The sequence below is a fragment of the Streptomyces sp. GD-15H genome (assembly GCF_045291515.1).
In the GTDB taxonomy this organism is placed as follows: Bacteria; Actinomycetota; Actinomycetes; order Streptomycetales; family Streptomycetaceae; genus Streptomyces.
Genome location: NZ_CP149447.1, coordinates 396,976 through 411,610 on the forward strand (window position 1 = coordinate 396,976; position 14,635 = coordinate 411,610).

Here is a 14,635-nt window from a genome sequence, read left to right on the forward strand (position 1 = left end):
CTCACCGGTCGGCGGGCAACCGCAGGTCCGTGCAGCCGTGCCGCTTCACCGAGCGTTCGGCAAAAGCGCTCAAGGTGTCGACGAGGAAGCGCGTGTCCGCCCCGTTCGCGTATTCCGTCGCGGTGATGGTGAGGAGCGCCTTCGGAGCGCCAGGGCAGGAGGCCGTGGCCCACGCCCGGCCCGGGGCGATCCCCGCGGGCTCGTCCCGCAGGCTCGAGTCGTGGGTCGCCGCGCGCCTGGCCTGTGCGTACGGCCCGTAGTAGGCGGACAGCCAGTAGAGTTCCTCGGCGCGTGCCCTGGTCTCTCCCAGCACACACTGCTCTACCGGCGTGGCCGCAGAGGCCCGGCTCTCCTTGATCCAGTGGATCTGGAGGTCGTCATAGGGGATCGACAGGCCTTGGCATGTTCCGGTGGCGCTCTGCGGCTGAGGAATTGACTCCCCCGCCAATTCCGGCAGGGGCGGGACAGGGCCTCCCCGTTCGGCCGCGCACGACCAGTGGTCGGCCGCTTTCCGGCCGATGCCGGCGGCCAGTTCTGCCACGTCGCGGGCCTCCTGCCGGTTGGTGTGCGACGCGTCGCTCTCGACGTCGACCACGACGTACCCGGGCCTGTTGGTGCACGCCAGCACGATGCCGGTGCTCTGCAGGTCCGTGTAGCCGTACCAGCCGCCACCGAGGGCCATGGGCAGGAAGTCCTGCGATGTCGGGGCCAGTTCGCCGAGGATGTTGTCCCCTCGCATGCGTGTCTCGTCGGCCTCGGCAGGAACCTGGCCGACGGACACGTCCAGGTCGGCGACCTTGCAGAAGTGGAAGGCGGCGGCACCCGAGTTGCGCTGCCGGTCGAGCGGAAGGCCCACTTCCGTGTTGTACCCGGTGAAGACGGCGGACTCCTCGAGCGGAATCAGACCGGCGCAATACGACGTCAGCCTGTCCTCGTAGCGCCAGCGCTTGCCGGTCTCGCTCGTCCGGTACCAGAGGTAGCCCGCAACGAGGGCGACCGCCAAGGGCAACACCACGAACAGGGCGGCCCGCCGCAACATCTTCATCTCGCCCTGTCTCTCTTCCCGTTGGTCTCCATACCCTAGGGCGCGTATCGGGTCGTGATCAAAGAGCGGGTTTTCCCCTCGCGCTGATCTTCGATCCGGTAGATCGTCTTGCGTGGCCGTGCGCAACTGGCCGATGTGGAGTGGGAGTTCATCGAGCCGTACCTGCCGATCGGCGAGTATGGCCCGTATCCGGTGCGGCTGCGGCAGCAGTTCGAGGGGGTGCTGTGGCGGTTTCGGACGGGCGGGCAGTGGCGGGAAATGCCCGCCGAGTTCGGCGCCTGGTCGACCGTCCACAACCGTTTTCGGCAGTGGCGCGACGCCGGTGTCTTCGAGGCCCTGCTGGAGGGGCTGATAGCCGAGGCCGCGAAGCGGGGCGAGGTGGACCTGTCGCTGGTCAGTATCGACTCCACCACCGCCCGAGCCCACCACGGCGCCGCCGGGATGCACCTCGATCCCTGCGTGCTCGACGCGCTGGAGAAGGCCACCGAGGAGGAGAGACCCAGGTCAAAGGGGGCGGTTGCGAAGAGCAAAAAGGGCGGAAGACCGAAGACGATCCCGGGCGGGAAGAGCGGCATCGAGGGGCGTAGTTTGTCGGGATCGCAGTTGCGGGCTCTCAGCGGCGGCCGCATTTCCGGATGTCGGGATTTCGGTGGCCCGCTGCCGCCCGGGGAGTGGGGATTGTGCGCCGCGTGCGCGGTGTCGGCCCGCGGGGTCAGGCGAGGGCGGCGGCCAGCAGGGCGAAGGCGGCGATGATGACGGCGACGCGGACGTAGTGGAGGCGGTCCCAGCGGTTCATCTGCTGCTTCCAGTCGGCGGGCCGGTTCTCGGGGGTCCATGTCTTGCCCCGGTTGTTGATCGGGACGAGCAGCAGGATCGACATGAGCACGCTGAGGATCAGCAGCGCGCCGGCGGTGACGACGAGGCCGGTGCCGTGGTGGTGCCATCCGGCGACGGCCCAGGCCGCGACGAGGACGAGCGAGGTGATGTACCAGACCGGCATCACGGCGCCGAGCATCCGGCCCCCGTGGGCGCGGCCGCGCACGCCGCTGTCCTCCGGGAGGGCGTTGAGGATCGGGTTGATGACGAAGGCGACGGAGAACTCCACCCCCACCATCACGCCGACGACCACGGTGGTGACGACCTGGAGTGCGTTGAGCACGATGACCCCTCCCAGAATCTAGCGCCGCTAGATGACGAGGCAACGCTAGCGCTACTGCCGCTCGATTGTCTAGCGATGCTAGGATCGCATCATGTCGGTACAGGAACGCAAGGCGCGCGAACGGGCGGACCGCGAACGCCTCATCGTGGCCACGGCCCGCGAACTCGCCGAGCGGCAGGGCTGGGACGCGGTCACCACCCGCCGGCTCGCCGAACGCATCGAATACAGCCAGCCCGTCCTCTACAGCCACTTCCGCGGCAAGCGCGAGATCATCGGCGCCGTCGCCCTCGAGGGCGCCGCCGAGATGGCCGCGGCGCTGCGGGCCGCGGCCTCCGCCGCGGACGGCCCGCGCGCCCGGGTCACCGCCCTGGCCCGCGCCTACCTCGACTTCGCCGAGCGCAACCCGGCGGTCTACGACGCCATGTTCCAGCTCGACGGCGGCCTGGCGTTCGCACACGAGGACACCCCCGAGCCGCTGAAGGACGCCTTCGCCGCCCTGCTGGAGAGCCTCGGAGAGGTCGCCGGCGACGGCGTCCACCCGGCGCTGTTCACCGAGGTGTTCTGGGCGGCCCTGCACGGGTTGGCCACCCTGACCCGGGCGGGACGGCTGCCGCCGGAGGACACCGAGCGCAGGGTGGAGCTGCTGGTGGACCGGCTCGCCATGCTCTGACACACCGTCCCGGCGGGCACACAGCCGGGGTCCTCGGGCCCCGCTGCCTGCCTGCGGCACCGCCTCCGGTCACTCGCGCCCACACGGCGGAGCCGCAGATCGCCGGGCCCCGCGCCCCCAACGGGGCACCCGCCCCGGAAGCTGCGGCGCTCATTGATCACGACCCGATACGCGCCCTAGTGGCCGGTGTGGAGCGGCCCGCGAGCGGTCAGACCGTCAGCCGTCGGCGACATCGGAGCGCCGGCCGCGGTGAGGTGCGCTTGTCGTGCAGGTAGGTGCGAACGCCCTGGTGGCTGCCTTGTAGCCGAGCGGGACAATCTCCTCCCATAGCTTCCGTGCGTTGGTGCAGCCCTCGTTCCAGCGGTCGCCCAGGTAGGCCCGGTTCTCGTATAGCTACGGCAGACAGACAGGTAGCGGAGAGTGACGACCCGACTGGGCTTGTCACGGCGTACACCTCACCTGCGAAAACGCGGCCGTCGCCCCTGCTGGAGCGGCCCGCCGTCGCGGTGAATACGCGATTTACCGCGACGGCGGCCCGGGCTGCTGACCGGGGCGGACGGCTCCAGACGCCACGTGGCCGCAGCTGTACGAGAGCCGGGCCGACCCCGTTGTCGGTGCCGGATGACACCATCCGGCCATGAGTGGCGAGTCCTTCGACTGGCACGATTTCCTGGGACGTTGGCAGGAGGAGTGGGTTCCGCGCGCGGACGCGGACGAGGGCGGCGGGCGGACCGTCGTCCCCCGGGCAGGCCCGGGGCGGACGAGGCGGCGATCGCCGCGGCCGAGGAGCGGCTGGGGCGGCGGCTGCCGCCCTCGTACCGGGAGTTTTTGGCCGTGAGCGACGGGTGGCGCGTGGACCAGACGGCCGGGGTCTATCGGCTCGGCGGCGCCGCGGACATCGGCTGGTTCCAGGACCCGTACGACATGACCCCGCTGTACGAGCAGAATCTGGACGACAACCCGCGCCAGGAGGACGTCCTGCTGGCCGGGATGTGGCAACGGGCGCTGCGGCTGGAGACGGACTCCGACATGTCGTACGCCCTGCTCGACCCGGGCGACAGCGACCAGGACGGCGAGTGGGCGCTCTACGTCTACAAGGGCTGGGGCGGTGAACGGCCGGACCGTTACCCGTCGTTTCGCGCGTACATGGAGGCCATGTACCGCGGCTTCCACTCCGCCCGGGCGGAGAGACCCGACTTCGTGAACGCGACCACGCGCGCCCAGGACGCCCAGGTGGAGCAGGCCCGCCTGCTGGCCCTGCGCGGACGGTACGAAAAGGCCCTGCCCCTGCTCGAGGAGGCGCTGGCCTTCGGACGGCCACAAAGCGCCGTCCTGCTGAACCAGCTCCGGCATCTGCTGGCTTCGCCCGGCTCCCAGGGTTACGGCGACCTGGTGGCCGACCCGCGCTACCTGCCGGAGATTCTGCCCGTGGAGGCCATGGGCCGGCGCGCGGCGCATGGCGGCTGGGCGGGGCCGACCAGGACGGCCACTGGCTCGGGGTGATGACCGCCCGCGGGGCCGCCCGGAAGACCGCCGAGGCCGTCCTGGACGCGGTGCGGGACGGCACCCATCGCTACGCGCCTCCCGGCCTGTGGGGGCGGGCCGTCGCCGAGGCCCGAAAGGCGGCCCGCTGGGGGGCGACCGACGCCGCGTGGCGGGTGCTGCGGGACGCGCTCCCGCGGTGGGAGGCGCCCGGGCCCTTGCTGATCGCCCCGATCGGCCTGCTCGCCGATCCGGTCCTGGGTCCGCTGATCACCGCGGAGCGCAGGCGGGAAATCCTCGCGACCCCGCGGTCCGGTCAGAGGGGTCCCGCTCCCGAGCCGGTGCCCGATCTCGACCCGCCGGGCCTGGCCTGGCTGACGGAGCCCGCGGGGAACCGGCGGCCGCTCGACGGATACCGCTGTGTCTGGGGCGAGGGGATCGATCCCGCCCGCCTGCCCGCCCTGATCGGCGAGGAGGGCGCCGAACTGAGCGAGCCCACGAAGCCGCGCGAGGCGTCCCGGCGGGCACCCCAGCCCCACGAGCGGGAGGGCGTGGGACTCTGGGAGGACCGGGCCGTGGTCGCCGTCGGCCGCACCGCCGAAGCGTGGGCCTTCGCCTTCGACGGCCACTCCCGTCGCCACCTGGACGAGCTGTTCCTGTCCCCCGCTGCGGCCGCCTCCTCGGCCGGCCGCGCGGTGGTGGTGTGGCGCGACCCGAGGAGCCCGTTCCCGGGCGGCCGCCCGGCCGCGTTCCACCTGTCGGTGGCCGAACGGGGCGAGGAGCTGTACGCGTTCACCGTGCGGACTCTGCTGCTCAATTCCGTCAGGCGGTGAGTCGGTAGCTGAGGCGCTCGAGCTGGCTGGTACGGGTGCGGCGGAGTGGGTGATCACTCCAGTGGGCGTCGAGCCGGATGATGTTGATCGCGGTGGCGGAGAAGGCGTGCTGGAGACGGACTTTCGGCAGGCCGCGGTAGCGGGCCCGGCGCATCCCGGTGACGTCGAGAGCCTGGTTGATCGTGCCCTCGATGCCGGCGCGCAGGGCGTACTTGTCCCTCCAGGTGTCGGTCTTCTGCTCGGCGCGGGCTCGGACGAGGGCCTCGTGGGGTTCTCTCGGCTGCAGGGTGAGCATCCGGCGGCCGATCTTGGAGGTGGTGCACTGTGCCCGGAAGGGGCAGGGGCGGCAGGTCAGCACGCTGAAGGTGATCACGATCGCGTCCTGGCCGTGCTGCTTGACGGGGTTCCAGTTGAGGTTGATGCGGCCGGCGGGGCAGCGGACCTGGCGGGTCTTCCAGTCGATGGTGAAGGCGCTCTTGTCGAAGCCGGCGGCGGCGCGGGCCTGGGCGGAGTGGTTGAGCAGGACCGGGGTGACCATGGTGATGCCCTGCGCGCGGGCAGCGGTGATCAGGTCGGCGGAGGGATAACCGGCATCTAGGTAGTGCTCGGCGGGTTTCAGGCCGCGTGCGGCCAGGCGCTGCTGGATGGTGGCGGTCGCCTTCACATCCGGCACCGTGGCGTCGGTGGTGGCCACGTCCGTGATCAGGTTCGGTGATGGGACGGCCTTCCTCCCGGCTTCGGCTTCGGCTTCGGCTTCGGCTTCGGCTTCGGCTTCGGCTTCGGCGGGAGTGTGGCAGGTGGTCTCCGTGAGGTGGACCTTGTAGCCCATCCAGTACAGGGCCTCGCCCTTGGCCGCCCAGCGGGCATCGGTGTCATACGGCGAGGCCAGGCGCAGTTGGCCAGGCGGGACGCCCTCGTCGTCGGCCTCCCGCTTGCAGATCACCTCCCGCCCCCGGGTGTCGGTGCGCAGGTAGTAGGTCTGCACGAGGACCTGCCGCAGGATCTGCACGGCCTCGATCTCGCGGATCCACGCGGGGGTGTCGGCGGCCCAGGCGGCCCGGCACAGCGTGTAGCCGTCCTGGGCGAATACGAGCGCGAGCCGGTCGCGCTTGGTCTTCGACACCGGCATCGTCCAGCCGTTCACGCGGAGCCCGTAGCGGTGGGCGAATTCCGCGACGTCGATTGTCTCGGCCAGCCAGGCCGGGGCCGCCACCGCGAGGGCCTCCAGTGCCGCGCGGATACTCTCCCCGGCCAGCTCCAGGCGGTTCAACTCCCGCACCGCGCTGATCACATGGGTGGAGTCGGTGCGCTGCTTGCCTCCGGCACCGACCAGCCCGGCATCCTTGCAGTGCTCAAGGAGCCGGTCGAAGACAACGCGCTCCAGGCCCTGGTCGGCCAGCCGGGCACGGAACCGGCTCAGCACGCTCGCATCGAAGCCGGTATCAGTGAGTTCCGCCCCGATCGCGTACTTCCAGTCGATCGCCCGCACGGCCATCGCGGCGGCCTGCCGGTCGGTCAGGTCCTCGGCGAACTGCAACACGGTGACCAGCGACAGCACCGCAGGCGACAGGCCGGGCGCCCCGCGCACCCCGAACGCGTCGGCAAACGGCTCGTCTGCGAAGACCTCGGCCAGATGATCCCGAACCCGGATCGCCAGACTGCCCTTCGGGAACGCGGCGCGGGCCACGACCGCGGTCTGTTCCGGGATCTTCGGCAACCCCTTCGGCTGCAACGACATCCACCACCCCCGCGGCCGCACGACAGGACAAGACCGCACGGACGATCATCCCGTACCCGCAGGGCTCCACGAGCCGAATTGCGCAGCAGAGTCCGTGCGGGGTACAAAGATCCAGCGCTCCGGGGCGCTACCCGAGGCCCTGGACCCCGCACGGCTGTTCCGCCCGGAGGACAGCGAACCGGACCGCGAGCTGCGTGTGTTGGAGGCTCTGCACATCGAACTCGGGCTCTCGCTCCCCCGCTTCGCGCTGACCCGAGGCAGGCTTGGCACCTTCACCACCCGGTCCTGGACCCGGGCGCCACGCGCGGGCGAGGAGTTCGCCTACGCCTACGTCGGCTACCTGTGGCACCGGCCCTGAACCCGGGCAGGCCCGCCGAAAAAAGGAAACGTGGCCGACCGCTCCCTCAGCACCGCCTCCGCGGTGCGGTGGCTGGACGGCGAGCAGCCCACCCGCAGCCGCCGGCGGACACTGGTCACCGCACGGCGTGAGTACCTGCGCAACGTGCGCCGAGCACGAGGTCGGCGGCCGTTTCCAGGGGAAACGGCCGCTGTTCCTGCGACATGCGTCGGCGTCTGGACGCGGCGCGATCAGGTGGGATCGAGCGGGGTGATGCCCGTTTCCGCGTACAACTCGGGCTCAAGTGACAACACCGTGAGCGGCTCGCCCGCCTTGAGCGCCTGCCAGGCGATCGCCGCCGCGTGAGCCACCGGCCAGTCCACGCTCGGCCAGTCCATCGCATCCGCGGCGTGCGCCGTGCTGAAGGAGACGTTCTCCGCGAATCGCAGCGACGCGGCGTGTTGGCCCGCCCCGGCAACCTGACGCTCGGCAGCGAGGACGGACAGTGACGGGACCAGGACGCGACCGGTGCCGCGCGAGGCCTCGATGTACAGGCCGGTGAAGAACGGGTCCGCCCGGTAGAGGGCGGTCAACGCGGTGTGGTCCAGGACCGCCGTCAGATTCATGCGGCGTCGCCCTGATGGGCGCGGATTTTCGCCCAGGCGTCCTGGCCTGCCTGCTGGATCTGCTCGGTGAACTCGATGCCGAGCTCACGAGCGGCCTCGAGGGCCCGCTGCTCACGCTCGGCAGCCGTGGGCTCGCGGGTAGCGAGCTCCTCCAGCAGCTCCGTGATGGTGGTGCCGCGCTCGTCGGCCAGGACGCGCAGTCGGTCACGCACCTCTTCGCTGGTCTTGATGCTCGTCGGCTTACTCATGCCGAGGATTCTACCGCCGGTAGAGCCGGACAGGCCTACGGTTCCGTCCGCTCAGTGAATCGAATTGGCCCGGGCACACAGGAGCCGCGCATGTATCGCGAGTGTGTCGCGCGGGTCGAGGGACAGAGCCTCGCACAGCGCCGCCCGCGCGGCGTGGTGCTCACCCCGGGCGGAGACCACCGACCCGATCTTGTAGACGAGCCGGCCGGACCGGTGTCCCCGTGATGCGGCGGGCTCGTCCAGACGAACTCCCGGTCCTCCTCCGGGCCGGCCGCGATGTCCGACAGGCCGGGCAGCGCGAGGACGACCCCGGGCGCTTCGGACGCCTCGTCCGGCTCGGCAGCGGGCGTCCCTCGAGGGCAGTCGGTGTGCCCGGTGGATACGCACCTGCGACGGCGGGATACCTCCCACCGTCGTGACTTTTTCATCGTGCCCGGCCCGGCCGAGGGGCGGGACCAGGAGGGGCTGCCTCAGGCCGGCTTGCGCCACACGGAGATGTGCTTCGCGGAGTCCTGGGTGAACGGCGCCCCGTCCCAGTCCGCGACGCGCCGTTCCAGCTCGAGCCCCGCGATCCGTGCCATCAGGTCGAGCTCCGCCGGCCACGCGTACCGGTGCCGGGAGTAGCCGCGGCGGTAGCGGCCGTCCTCGCCGTCGCGGGTGAGGTGGTGCGAGACGAGAATCTGCTCGACCAGGTCGAAGGTGTCGAAGCCCAGATGCCGCTCGGAGACGTCGAACGGCACCGCGACCTGGCCGGGCGGCAGGAACCGCAGCGGCGGCACGCCCAGCTCGATGACGAATCGGCCGCCGGGCTCCAGGTGACGTGCGGCGTTGCGGAAGCACTCGACCTGCTCGTCCTGGGTGAGCAGGTTCGTGATCGTGTTGTAGACGAGATAGACCAGGGTGAACTCGCCGGGGACGACGGTGGTGGCCATGTCCCCGAGGGCGACCGGGAGCATGTCCTCGTCGATCTTGCGCCGCAGGACCGCTGCCATGTGCTTGGACAGTTCGATGCCCACCACGGGCACGCCGCGTTCCCGGAGCGGGACGCCCACTCGTCCGGTTCCGATGGCGAACTCCAGTGCCCGGCCGTCTCCGGCGAGTTCGGTGAGGAAGGCGAGGGTCGGTCCGAGAACGGCGGCCGAGGACATCTCGCTCTCCTCGGCGTCGTAGCGGTCGGCGGTCGCCCGGGTCCACAGCTCGCTGCTCGTCACGGGCGGCCACTTTGCCGGGCGCGGCGGGGAGCTGTCCATGTATTTACGACCTGTCCCCCGCCTGCGGCGCAGTGGCCGGGACGTGATGGTGGCCGCGCGGGTTCTTCGAGTGTGGTCAAGAAGCAAGCCCGCGAGGCCTTGGCCGAGGCGGAGCCGGACGCCGGCGACGAGGCCGCGTGGCAGTATCCGCCGTTCATTCTGCTGCTCGACCCGCCGCTGTACGACGACCTGCGTGCCCTGATCGAGTGGGTGGAAGGTGCTCTCGTTCCCGGCTGCCTTGCCGAACCCAGCGCGGACGCCCGCCGGTGCCACCTGTGGTTCGAGCACCCGGTGGCCGTCGCCCGCCTCCACGCCTGCTGGCTGGCGTGGCAAAAGCTGACGGACCCGGCCGGCTGCGGCTGCACCGGGCCCGGCGTCTGGCACCGCGACCACTCACGCCCTCGCCGCCCTCCAGCACGCGGATGCCGAAGCTGAGGCCGGGACACCGTGACAGGGCCACCGGCTCCATCCGCCGCCCGGCGGCAGACGCGGGGCCAGTCCCCGGGGTGCGTCCTGTGAAGCAGCTCCGCAGCCTCATCCCGGTCCAGCCCGCCGGTTCGCCGACGCGCTCCGGGCCGACGCACGTCGTCACCTTGGCGACCCGATTCGACCTGTGCGGGAGGACGCAGGGGGCGGTTCACCGCTGTCCACGGACAGCTGTTTGTCGAGGAGATGGCCAGGACGGTGACATTCGGTCGTGGCGGTTGTTGACTTCGTCGACGCCTGTGCATCCGAGAGCCCCAGGAGTGTGGAGCGGTGCAGTTAGTCGTACGAGCGACACGAATTGGGAGCAGGGGGACAGAGAGCGCGATCAAAAGGTAGGCTGCTGCTCGTGCCAGACGTGCAGTCAGATGCGATCTTGGCCGACCAGACAACAAGGAACGGCCCCGCTGCTTCCCCGGTGCTACCAACACCAGGAGCGGGGCCGAGCCGACACCACAAACCTTGCGAGAAGTAAAGGTGCCGACGATGGCTAAGAGTACCCGGGGACCGGACCCCGCAGACAGGGTGACCCGCATTTCCGGCGTGAAGATCACACCGCCGACGCTCGCGGACCCCGTCCCCTCAACCCTCACCATCACGTGACCGGCCAGGGCGGGAAACTTCTCGCCTCACGGCCGCGGGGCGCCCCCGCCTCAGGGATCCTGCCCATCGTTGGCATGCACGTCTTCTGCTGCCGCCCTGCCGACGGCGCCACCCAGTGCGGCGTCAACGCCCAGAACTGGGCTGGTCTCTCTCGGCTCCTGCCGTCACGGTCGAGTCGCGCGCACAGCGTCGCGCTCGAACGCCCCGCCGATGGCGCTCACCAACTCGTGCCGGACGGTAGGCACGCAGAACTCACCCACCGAGGAGAGCTAATGACGTAGCGAATAGCTGCGGCGGGAGGTGCCTGGGCCCCCTGGCGGGGGCTCTACCTCAACCGCCTGGCCGCTGGTGTTGGCGCACCGTGCGCGGCCTTCTGCCACGGCTCGAAGTGGACGCTTCGAGCTAAGGCTCGAATCTCAGATCCGGTTTGGCGACCGGGTCAGAGCTTCGAGCGAGATCACTGCCTAGCAGCAGTTCAGACCACCCGAGTCGGGGGTCCTTTTGTGCCTCCGTCGGGACAACGAAGACAAGGTACATAGTGCCGTACGCACACCCCAGTTGTCAGCTTGGCGCATCCATGCTGGGCGATTCGCGGCTTATTTCCCCCCGCACGGGCGAAACCCAGCCCCCGCAGCCCCCGCACGACGCCCCCAACCTCACTCGCACTTTCGAACGCTCGGTTGATTGCAGAGGTGCTTGGAGCGCCCCTCTACGCCACGTCGACCAGGAGCTCACTCGCACGCGCTCACGCCGGAGCGGCCCGCGTCGGTGGCTTCGAGCGGTGGAATGGCTGATCACAGCCGGCCTCCATGACCGCGCGAACACCACCACGCTGAAGGTCGCCGAGGACCTGGCCGCGCGCATGGACTACGACACCGGGCACGTCCGCTACGGCCTGGACCAGACTGTCGCCCGCACCGGTGTGTCCCGGGCCTCGGTGAAACGGCACGTCGCCGTCCTCCGGGAGCTCGGCGCACTCGCCTGGGTCCAGCACGGCACCCGCACAAACATTCGCCGGATGCTCGGTCTGAAGGGCTACGCCGGCACCGCCACGATCTACGCAGCGGTCATCCCGGCCGTGTACGACCACGCCATGGGCCACCGCATCATCGGCACCGGCTACACCGCCCGGATCGTCATCGACCACCGCGACCGCCACTGCGTCCCCGCGCAGGCCACCCAGGAGCCTGTGGACAACTTGCCTGTGGAAAACCCTGGTTCCGAAGACCGTGAGCCCCCTTCCCTTACCTGGCTGAGGAAGAAGGGAAAGGTTGAGGTAGTGGGTGGTTCTAACTACACCTCGCAGAGGCAGGCGAAAACCCAGATCCCTCACCAGGACAGCAGCATCAACGGCCGCCGCCGTACCGCCAGCGACGTTGAGAAGGCCAGTCGGACCGTCCGCCTGGTGCGCGCCCTGGTCAACTGGACCCAGTCTGTTCCACTGCGGCGCCTCGAATACGTGCTGCGCCCGTTGACCGACCGCGGCTGGGACGCGATGCGGATCGCCGACGAGCTGAAGGGCATGTGTTCCGGGATGCGCTGGAAGCCCAAGCGCCCGGGCGCGTTCATTCGTGCCCGCATCGCCCAAGACCTCGAGCATCAGCCCGGATCCACCGGCTCACTTTGTGAGTGATCGTTTTCGGTGATCAGGGCGATACGTCTGGCGGCGGGCATGGGGTGGCCGCTGGTCTGTCCAGCCTTTCCACATGTCCACAGCTCTCGGGCCCTGGCGGGCGGGTTGGATACGACCTGGTCAGGCCGGTTGGGGCGGGGTGTGCACGGTGCTGAAGAGGGTTTCGAAGGCGTCGCGCCAGGGCCAGTGTTCGGGCAGGTGCAGGGCGAGCCGCCGAGCCGAACGGGCCAGCCGGGCGGGCACGTTGATGAGGTGGTCGCGGATGGTCGCGCACGTCGCCCGGGCGTGGACGGTGCCGGCAAGCGTCCCGCAGGCGCGGGTCAGGTTGAAGGCGAGGGCGGCCAGCGCGAGCCAGGCGGCGTTCGCCTGGAAGCTGCCCGAGGGGGCGTGCGTGAACGGCCCGTTCTTCAGCTCACAGATCACCTGTTCCACGATCGCGTGCCGCCGGTGGTCACGCTCGGCGTCGATGAGCGGCAGCGTACTGTCGGTGAATGCGGCGTGGTAGCGCCAGGTGGTGAACAGCTCGCCCTGGCCCTCGGGCACCGCCGCCGGGTTGAGCCGTTTCACGCGGCGCACGATGAGGCGGGCGGTGACCTGCTGCTTCTTCGGTTTCGAGGCGAAGGCGGTATAACGGATCTCGGCGATTTCGGCGTCGGATATCCAGCGTTCCTCCTCGCTGTCCCAGACCGCCTGGGGATACTTGATCGCCTTCCAGGCCGTCGCATCGATGGCGGCAATGGCCTGCTTGATGGAGGCGTTCATCCGCACCGTCACGGAGAACCGGACATCCAGGGCCCGACAGGCGGCGATCACCTCGGCGGCGGGCGTTGTCACGTTGTTGGGTGTGTGAGTGTCTGATGGCGCGTGGGGGCGTGGTGGGCTTGCGCTTCGGGCCTGGGGTCAGGCCGTGGCGGGCAGGCCGGCGACTCCGGTGATCTGGTCCCAGACGGCGAAGCGGATGGTCATCTCGGCTCGGTGATCCGAGGCGGGCATCAGGTGGCGGCGGGGCCGGAAGTGGGGCGAGATGCCGCTGAATGCGGCCAGGAACCGCTGCGCCCCGCCGGTACTGCGGAAGCCCTTCATCGCGCGTTCACGCTGCCTCGTGGGCTGATGGCTGTTCTCCGCCCGGTTGTTCAGACCCTTGTGCGAGCGATGTTCCACGGAGGGCATGACCTCGCGGTGGGCCGCGCCGTAGGAGCGGAGCTTGTCGGTGACGACCACCCGCGGCACCGTACCGGTCTTCTTCATCAGCCTGCGGAAGAAACGCCTGGCCGCGGCCCTGTCGCGCCGGTTCTGCACCAGGATGTCCAGCACGCTGCCGTCCTGGTCGACGGCCCGCCACAGGTACCGCTGCTCACCGTTGATCTTGATGAAGACCTCGTCCAGATGCCACTTGTCCCCAGGCTGAGGCTGCCGTCGGCGCAACGAGTTGGCGTACTGCTGCCCGAACTTGCCACACCACCGCCGCACCGTCTCATAGGAGACGGTCACGCCGCGCTCGGGCATCAGCTCCCCGGCCTCGCGGAACGACAGCGGGAAGCGGTGGTACAGCCACACGCAGTGGGAGATGACCTCGACCGGATACCGGTGCCCCTTGTACGACGGCGCGCTGTCCACGGACGACCCTCCCAGCCTGATCAACCAGAAGATCATCCCACCGGTCAGCCAACGTGACAGCGCCTCGCGGACGCTTCACCTTCGTCGTTGCCGCACCGCGTACGCATCGAGGGCATAGGTTCGGCCTACTCGTGGAGGTGAACCTGACGTGGGGCTGACGCCTTGGGAATCGGGTCGTTCCCGAGGGCTGGCCGGGCGTCCTGGCGTTGGCGCGAGTGGCCACGAGGGGCTGCTGCTCGCGCCAGGTCGACGCCTGAGAACTGGTCGGTCATGCCCATGCTGCTTGGCGCTCCAGGCGAGCCTGCTGCCCAATGGCGTACTGGCACAGCTTCACGCCGTACAAATCGATGGCGTCGTCCTGGTCCTCCGCAAGGTGGTCCAGAACTTCCGGCCACACGTTCCAGTCCATCCGGGCGCGCTTGCGGTCTTCGTCGGTCCGCCCTGGCTCGGCGAACAAAGCGGCGAGAGTCTGCCGCTGCCGCACGAGGGCTCGCCACTCCGGGTTCGCCATCGGGTTCGCGGCTTCTGCCTGAGCGTCCAGGAGCTGCTGAGCCCGGATCCACCGGTTGATGTCCGGCCGTGATACCGCCGGGAACGAGGAAGTGCCCTGCGACCTGCGATGATGGGAGTTCTCTAGGCTTCCAGTACGCACGAGCAACAAGGCACTTCTGAGATGCAATCCTCGCATGCCGCGGCGAAGGTCTCCGCACGGTTCGATGATCCGAATCTGATCGCGTACGGCGGGCTCGCGCCGCTGGTGCGCCTGGCCGAGCGGTGCGGACTGCCGAGTCTGATCGGCGAGCTGGTGCGGCTGCCGGCCTCGAAGGACGGCACCGGCGCTTTCCCGGCCGCCAAGGCGATGGCGCTGATCGCGGGCATGGCCGCGGGCGCGGACTGGGGGTTGCCCCCTG

General features: G+C 69.9%; 15 protein-coding genes and 2 pseudogenes. 8 read left to right on the top strand and 9 right to left on the bottom strand.

From position 1 onward, the window contains the following. Position 1: 1 nt before the first annotated feature. Positions 2 to 1,045 carry a hypothetical protein gene (locus tag WJ438_RS01910; protein WP_406729968.1) on the bottom strand — a complete coding sequence of 348 codons (1,044 nt, stop codon included), beginning with the start codon at positions 1,043 to 1,045 and terminating at the stop codon, positions 2 to 4. 108 nt (positions 1,046 to 1,153) lie between these two features. Here WJ438_RS01910 and WJ438_RS01915 point away from each other — a divergent pair. Then, positions 1,154 to 1,623, top strand: a pseudogene (locus WJ438_RS01915) (transposase); the annotation flags it as partial. Positions 1,624 to 1,757: 134 nt separating this feature from the next. On the opposite strand, the gene WJ438_RS01920 reads toward WJ438_RS01915, so the two are convergent. Then, positions 1,758 to 2,204 carry an anthrone oxygenase family protein gene (locus tag WJ438_RS01920; RefSeq protein ID WP_406723672.1) on the bottom strand — a complete coding sequence of 149 codons (447 nt, stop codon included), beginning with the start codon at positions 2,202 to 2,204 and terminating at the stop codon, positions 1,758 to 1,760. Positions 2,205 to 2,295: 91 nt separating this feature from the next. On the opposite strand from WJ438_RS01920, the gene WJ438_RS01925 reads away from it, so the two are divergent. The 3 genes from WJ438_RS01925 to WJ438_RS01935 all read left to right on the top strand — a co-directional run bounded on the left by WJ438_RS01925 (position 2,296) and on the right by WJ438_RS01935 (position 5,189). Beyond that, positions 2,296 to 2,874 carry a TetR/AcrR family transcriptional regulator gene (locus tag WJ438_RS01925; RefSeq protein WP_406723673.1) on the top strand — a complete coding sequence of 193 codons (579 nt, stop codon included), beginning with the start codon at positions 2,296 to 2,298 and terminating at the stop codon, positions 2,872 to 2,874. Between the two features lie 690 nt (positions 2,875 to 3,564). Next, the gene (locus WJ438_RS01930; RefSeq protein ID WP_406723674.1) at positions 3,565 to 4,377 is read left to right on the top strand and encodes an SMI1/KNR4 family protein; all 813 of its coding nucleotides are present in this window, start codon (positions 3,565 to 3,567) and stop codon (positions 4,375 to 4,377) included. Further along, positions 4,377 to 5,189, top strand: a complete 813-nt coding sequence (locus WJ438_RS01935; RefSeq protein ID WP_406723675.1) for a hypothetical protein — start codon at positions 4,377 to 4,379, stop codon at positions 5,187 to 5,189. The genes WJ438_RS01930 and WJ438_RS01935 overlap by 1 nt, the downstream gene beginning before the upstream one ends. On the opposite strand, the gene WJ438_RS01940 is transcribed toward WJ438_RS01935, so the two are convergent. Beyond that, a complete protein-coding gene (locus tag WJ438_RS01940) occupies positions 5,179 to 6,927 on the bottom strand; it encodes an IS1182 family transposase (RefSeq protein ID WP_406723676.1) in 1,749 nt (582 codons plus the stop codon). The two genes, WJ438_RS01935 and WJ438_RS01940, sit on opposite strands and share 11 nt — an antisense overlap. 91 nt (positions 6,928 to 7,018) lie before the next feature. Here WJ438_RS01940 and WJ438_RS01945 point away from each other — a divergent pair. Continuing rightward, positions 7,019 to 7,285 (top strand): annotated as a pseudogene (locus tag WJ438_RS01945) (SMI1/KNR4 family protein); the annotation flags it as partial. A 230-nt stretch (positions 7,286 to 7,515) separates the two neighbouring features. On the opposite strand, the gene WJ438_RS01950 reads toward WJ438_RS01945, so the two are convergent. After that, on the bottom strand, positions 7,516 to 7,890 hold the full coding sequence (locus WJ438_RS01950) for a PIN domain-containing protein (protein ID WP_406723677.1): 375 nt from the start codon (positions 7,888 to 7,890) through the stop codon (positions 7,516 to 7,518). Next, the gene (locus WJ438_RS01955; RefSeq protein WP_406723678.1) at positions 7,887 to 8,138 is read right to left on the bottom strand and encodes a hypothetical protein; all 252 of its coding nucleotides are present in this window, start codon (positions 8,136 to 8,138) and stop codon (positions 7,887 to 7,889) included. Before WJ438_RS01955 ends, WJ438_RS01950 begins: the two co-directional genes overlap by 4 nt. 90 nt (positions 8,139 to 8,228) lie before the next feature. Here WJ438_RS01955 and WJ438_RS01960 point away from each other — a divergent pair, with 90 nt between their 5' ends. After that, positions 8,229 to 8,363, top strand: a complete 135-nt coding sequence (locus WJ438_RS01960; RefSeq protein ID WP_406723679.1) for a hypothetical protein — start codon at positions 8,229 to 8,231, stop codon at positions 8,361 to 8,363. Positions 8,364 to 8,608: 245 nt separating this feature from the next. Here the strand turns inward: WJ438_RS01960 and WJ438_RS01965 are convergent, their stop codons facing one another. Beyond that, positions 8,609 to 9,349 (bottom strand): class I SAM-dependent DNA methyltransferase, encoded by a 741-nt coding sequence (locus tag WJ438_RS01965; protein ID WP_406723680.1) that lies wholly within the window; start codon positions 9,347 to 9,349, stop codon positions 8,609 to 8,611. Positions 9,350 to 9,460: 111 nt separating this feature from the next. Between WJ438_RS01965 and WJ438_RS01970 the strand changes: the two genes are divergently transcribed. Both WJ438_RS01970 and WJ438_RS01975 read left to right on the top strand, forming a co-directional pair. After that, positions 9,461 to 9,823, top strand: a complete 363-nt coding sequence (locus tag WJ438_RS01970) for a DUF4913 domain-containing protein (RefSeq protein ID WP_406723681.1) — start codon at positions 9,461 to 9,463, stop codon at positions 9,821 to 9,823. 1,432 nt (positions 9,824 to 11,255) lie between these two features. Next, positions 11,256 to 12,107, top strand: a complete 852-nt coding sequence (locus WJ438_RS01975) for a hypothetical protein (RefSeq protein WP_406723682.1) — start codon at positions 11,256 to 11,258, stop codon at positions 12,105 to 12,107. A gap of 120 nt (positions 12,108 to 12,227) precedes the next feature. Here WJ438_RS01975 and WJ438_RS01980 read toward each other — a convergent pair whose 3' ends face one another. From WJ438_RS01980 to WJ438_RS01990, 3 genes are all read right to left on the bottom strand, one after another. Further along, on the bottom strand, positions 12,228 to 12,941 hold the full coding sequence (locus tag WJ438_RS01980; protein WP_406723683.1) for a transposase: 714 nt from the start codon (positions 12,939 to 12,941) through the stop codon (positions 12,228 to 12,230). Between the two features lie 66 nt (positions 12,942 to 13,007). Further along, complete coding sequence (locus WJ438_RS01985) at positions 13,008 to 13,760, bottom strand: IS6 family transposase (RefSeq protein WP_406723684.1); 753 nt, start codon at positions 13,758 to 13,760, stop codon at positions 13,008 to 13,010. 232 nt (positions 13,761 to 13,992) lie between these two features. Further along, positions 13,993 to 14,235, bottom strand: coding sequence for a hypothetical protein (locus WJ438_RS01990; protein WP_406723685.1), 243 nt, complete (start codon positions 14,233 to 14,235; stop codon positions 13,993 to 13,995). Between the last annotated feature and the right edge of the window lie 400 nt (positions 14,236 to 14,635).

Coding starts and splice junctions, on each gene's coding strand:
- WJ438_RS01990 (WP_406723685.1), bottom strand. CDS start 14,235: ATGGCGAACCCGGAGTGGCGAGCCCTCGTGCGGCAGCGGCAGACTCTC.
- WJ438_RS01925 (WP_406723673.1), top strand. CDS start 2,296: ATGTCGGTACAGGAACGCAAGGCGCGCGAACGGGCGGACCGCGAACGC.
- WJ438_RS01935 (WP_406723675.1), top strand. CDS start 4,377: ATGACCGCCCGCGGGGCCGCCCGGAAGACCGCCGAGGCCGTCCTGGAC.
- WJ438_RS01940 (WP_406723676.1), bottom strand. CDS start 6,927: ATGTCGTTGCAGCCGAAGGGGTTGCCGAAGATCCCGGAACAGACCGCG.
- WJ438_RS01955 (WP_406723678.1), bottom strand. CDS start 8,138: ATGAGTAAGCCGACGAGCATCAAGACCAGCGAAGAGGTGCGTGACCGA.
- WJ438_RS01950 (WP_406723677.1), bottom strand. CDS start 7,890: ATGAATCTGACGGCGGTCCTGGACCACACCGCGTTGACCGCCCTCTAC.
- WJ438_RS01910 (WP_406729968.1), bottom strand. CDS start 1,045: ATGAAGATGTTGCGGCGGGCCGCCCTGTTCGTGGTGTTGCCCTTGGCG.
- WJ438_RS01960 (WP_406723679.1), top strand. CDS start 8,229: ATGTATCGCGAGTGTGTCGCGCGGGTCGAGGGACAGAGCCTCGCACAG.
- WJ438_RS01985 (WP_406723684.1), bottom strand. CDS start 13,760: ATGATCTTCTGGTTGATCAGGCTGGGAGGGTCGTCCGTGGACAGCGCG.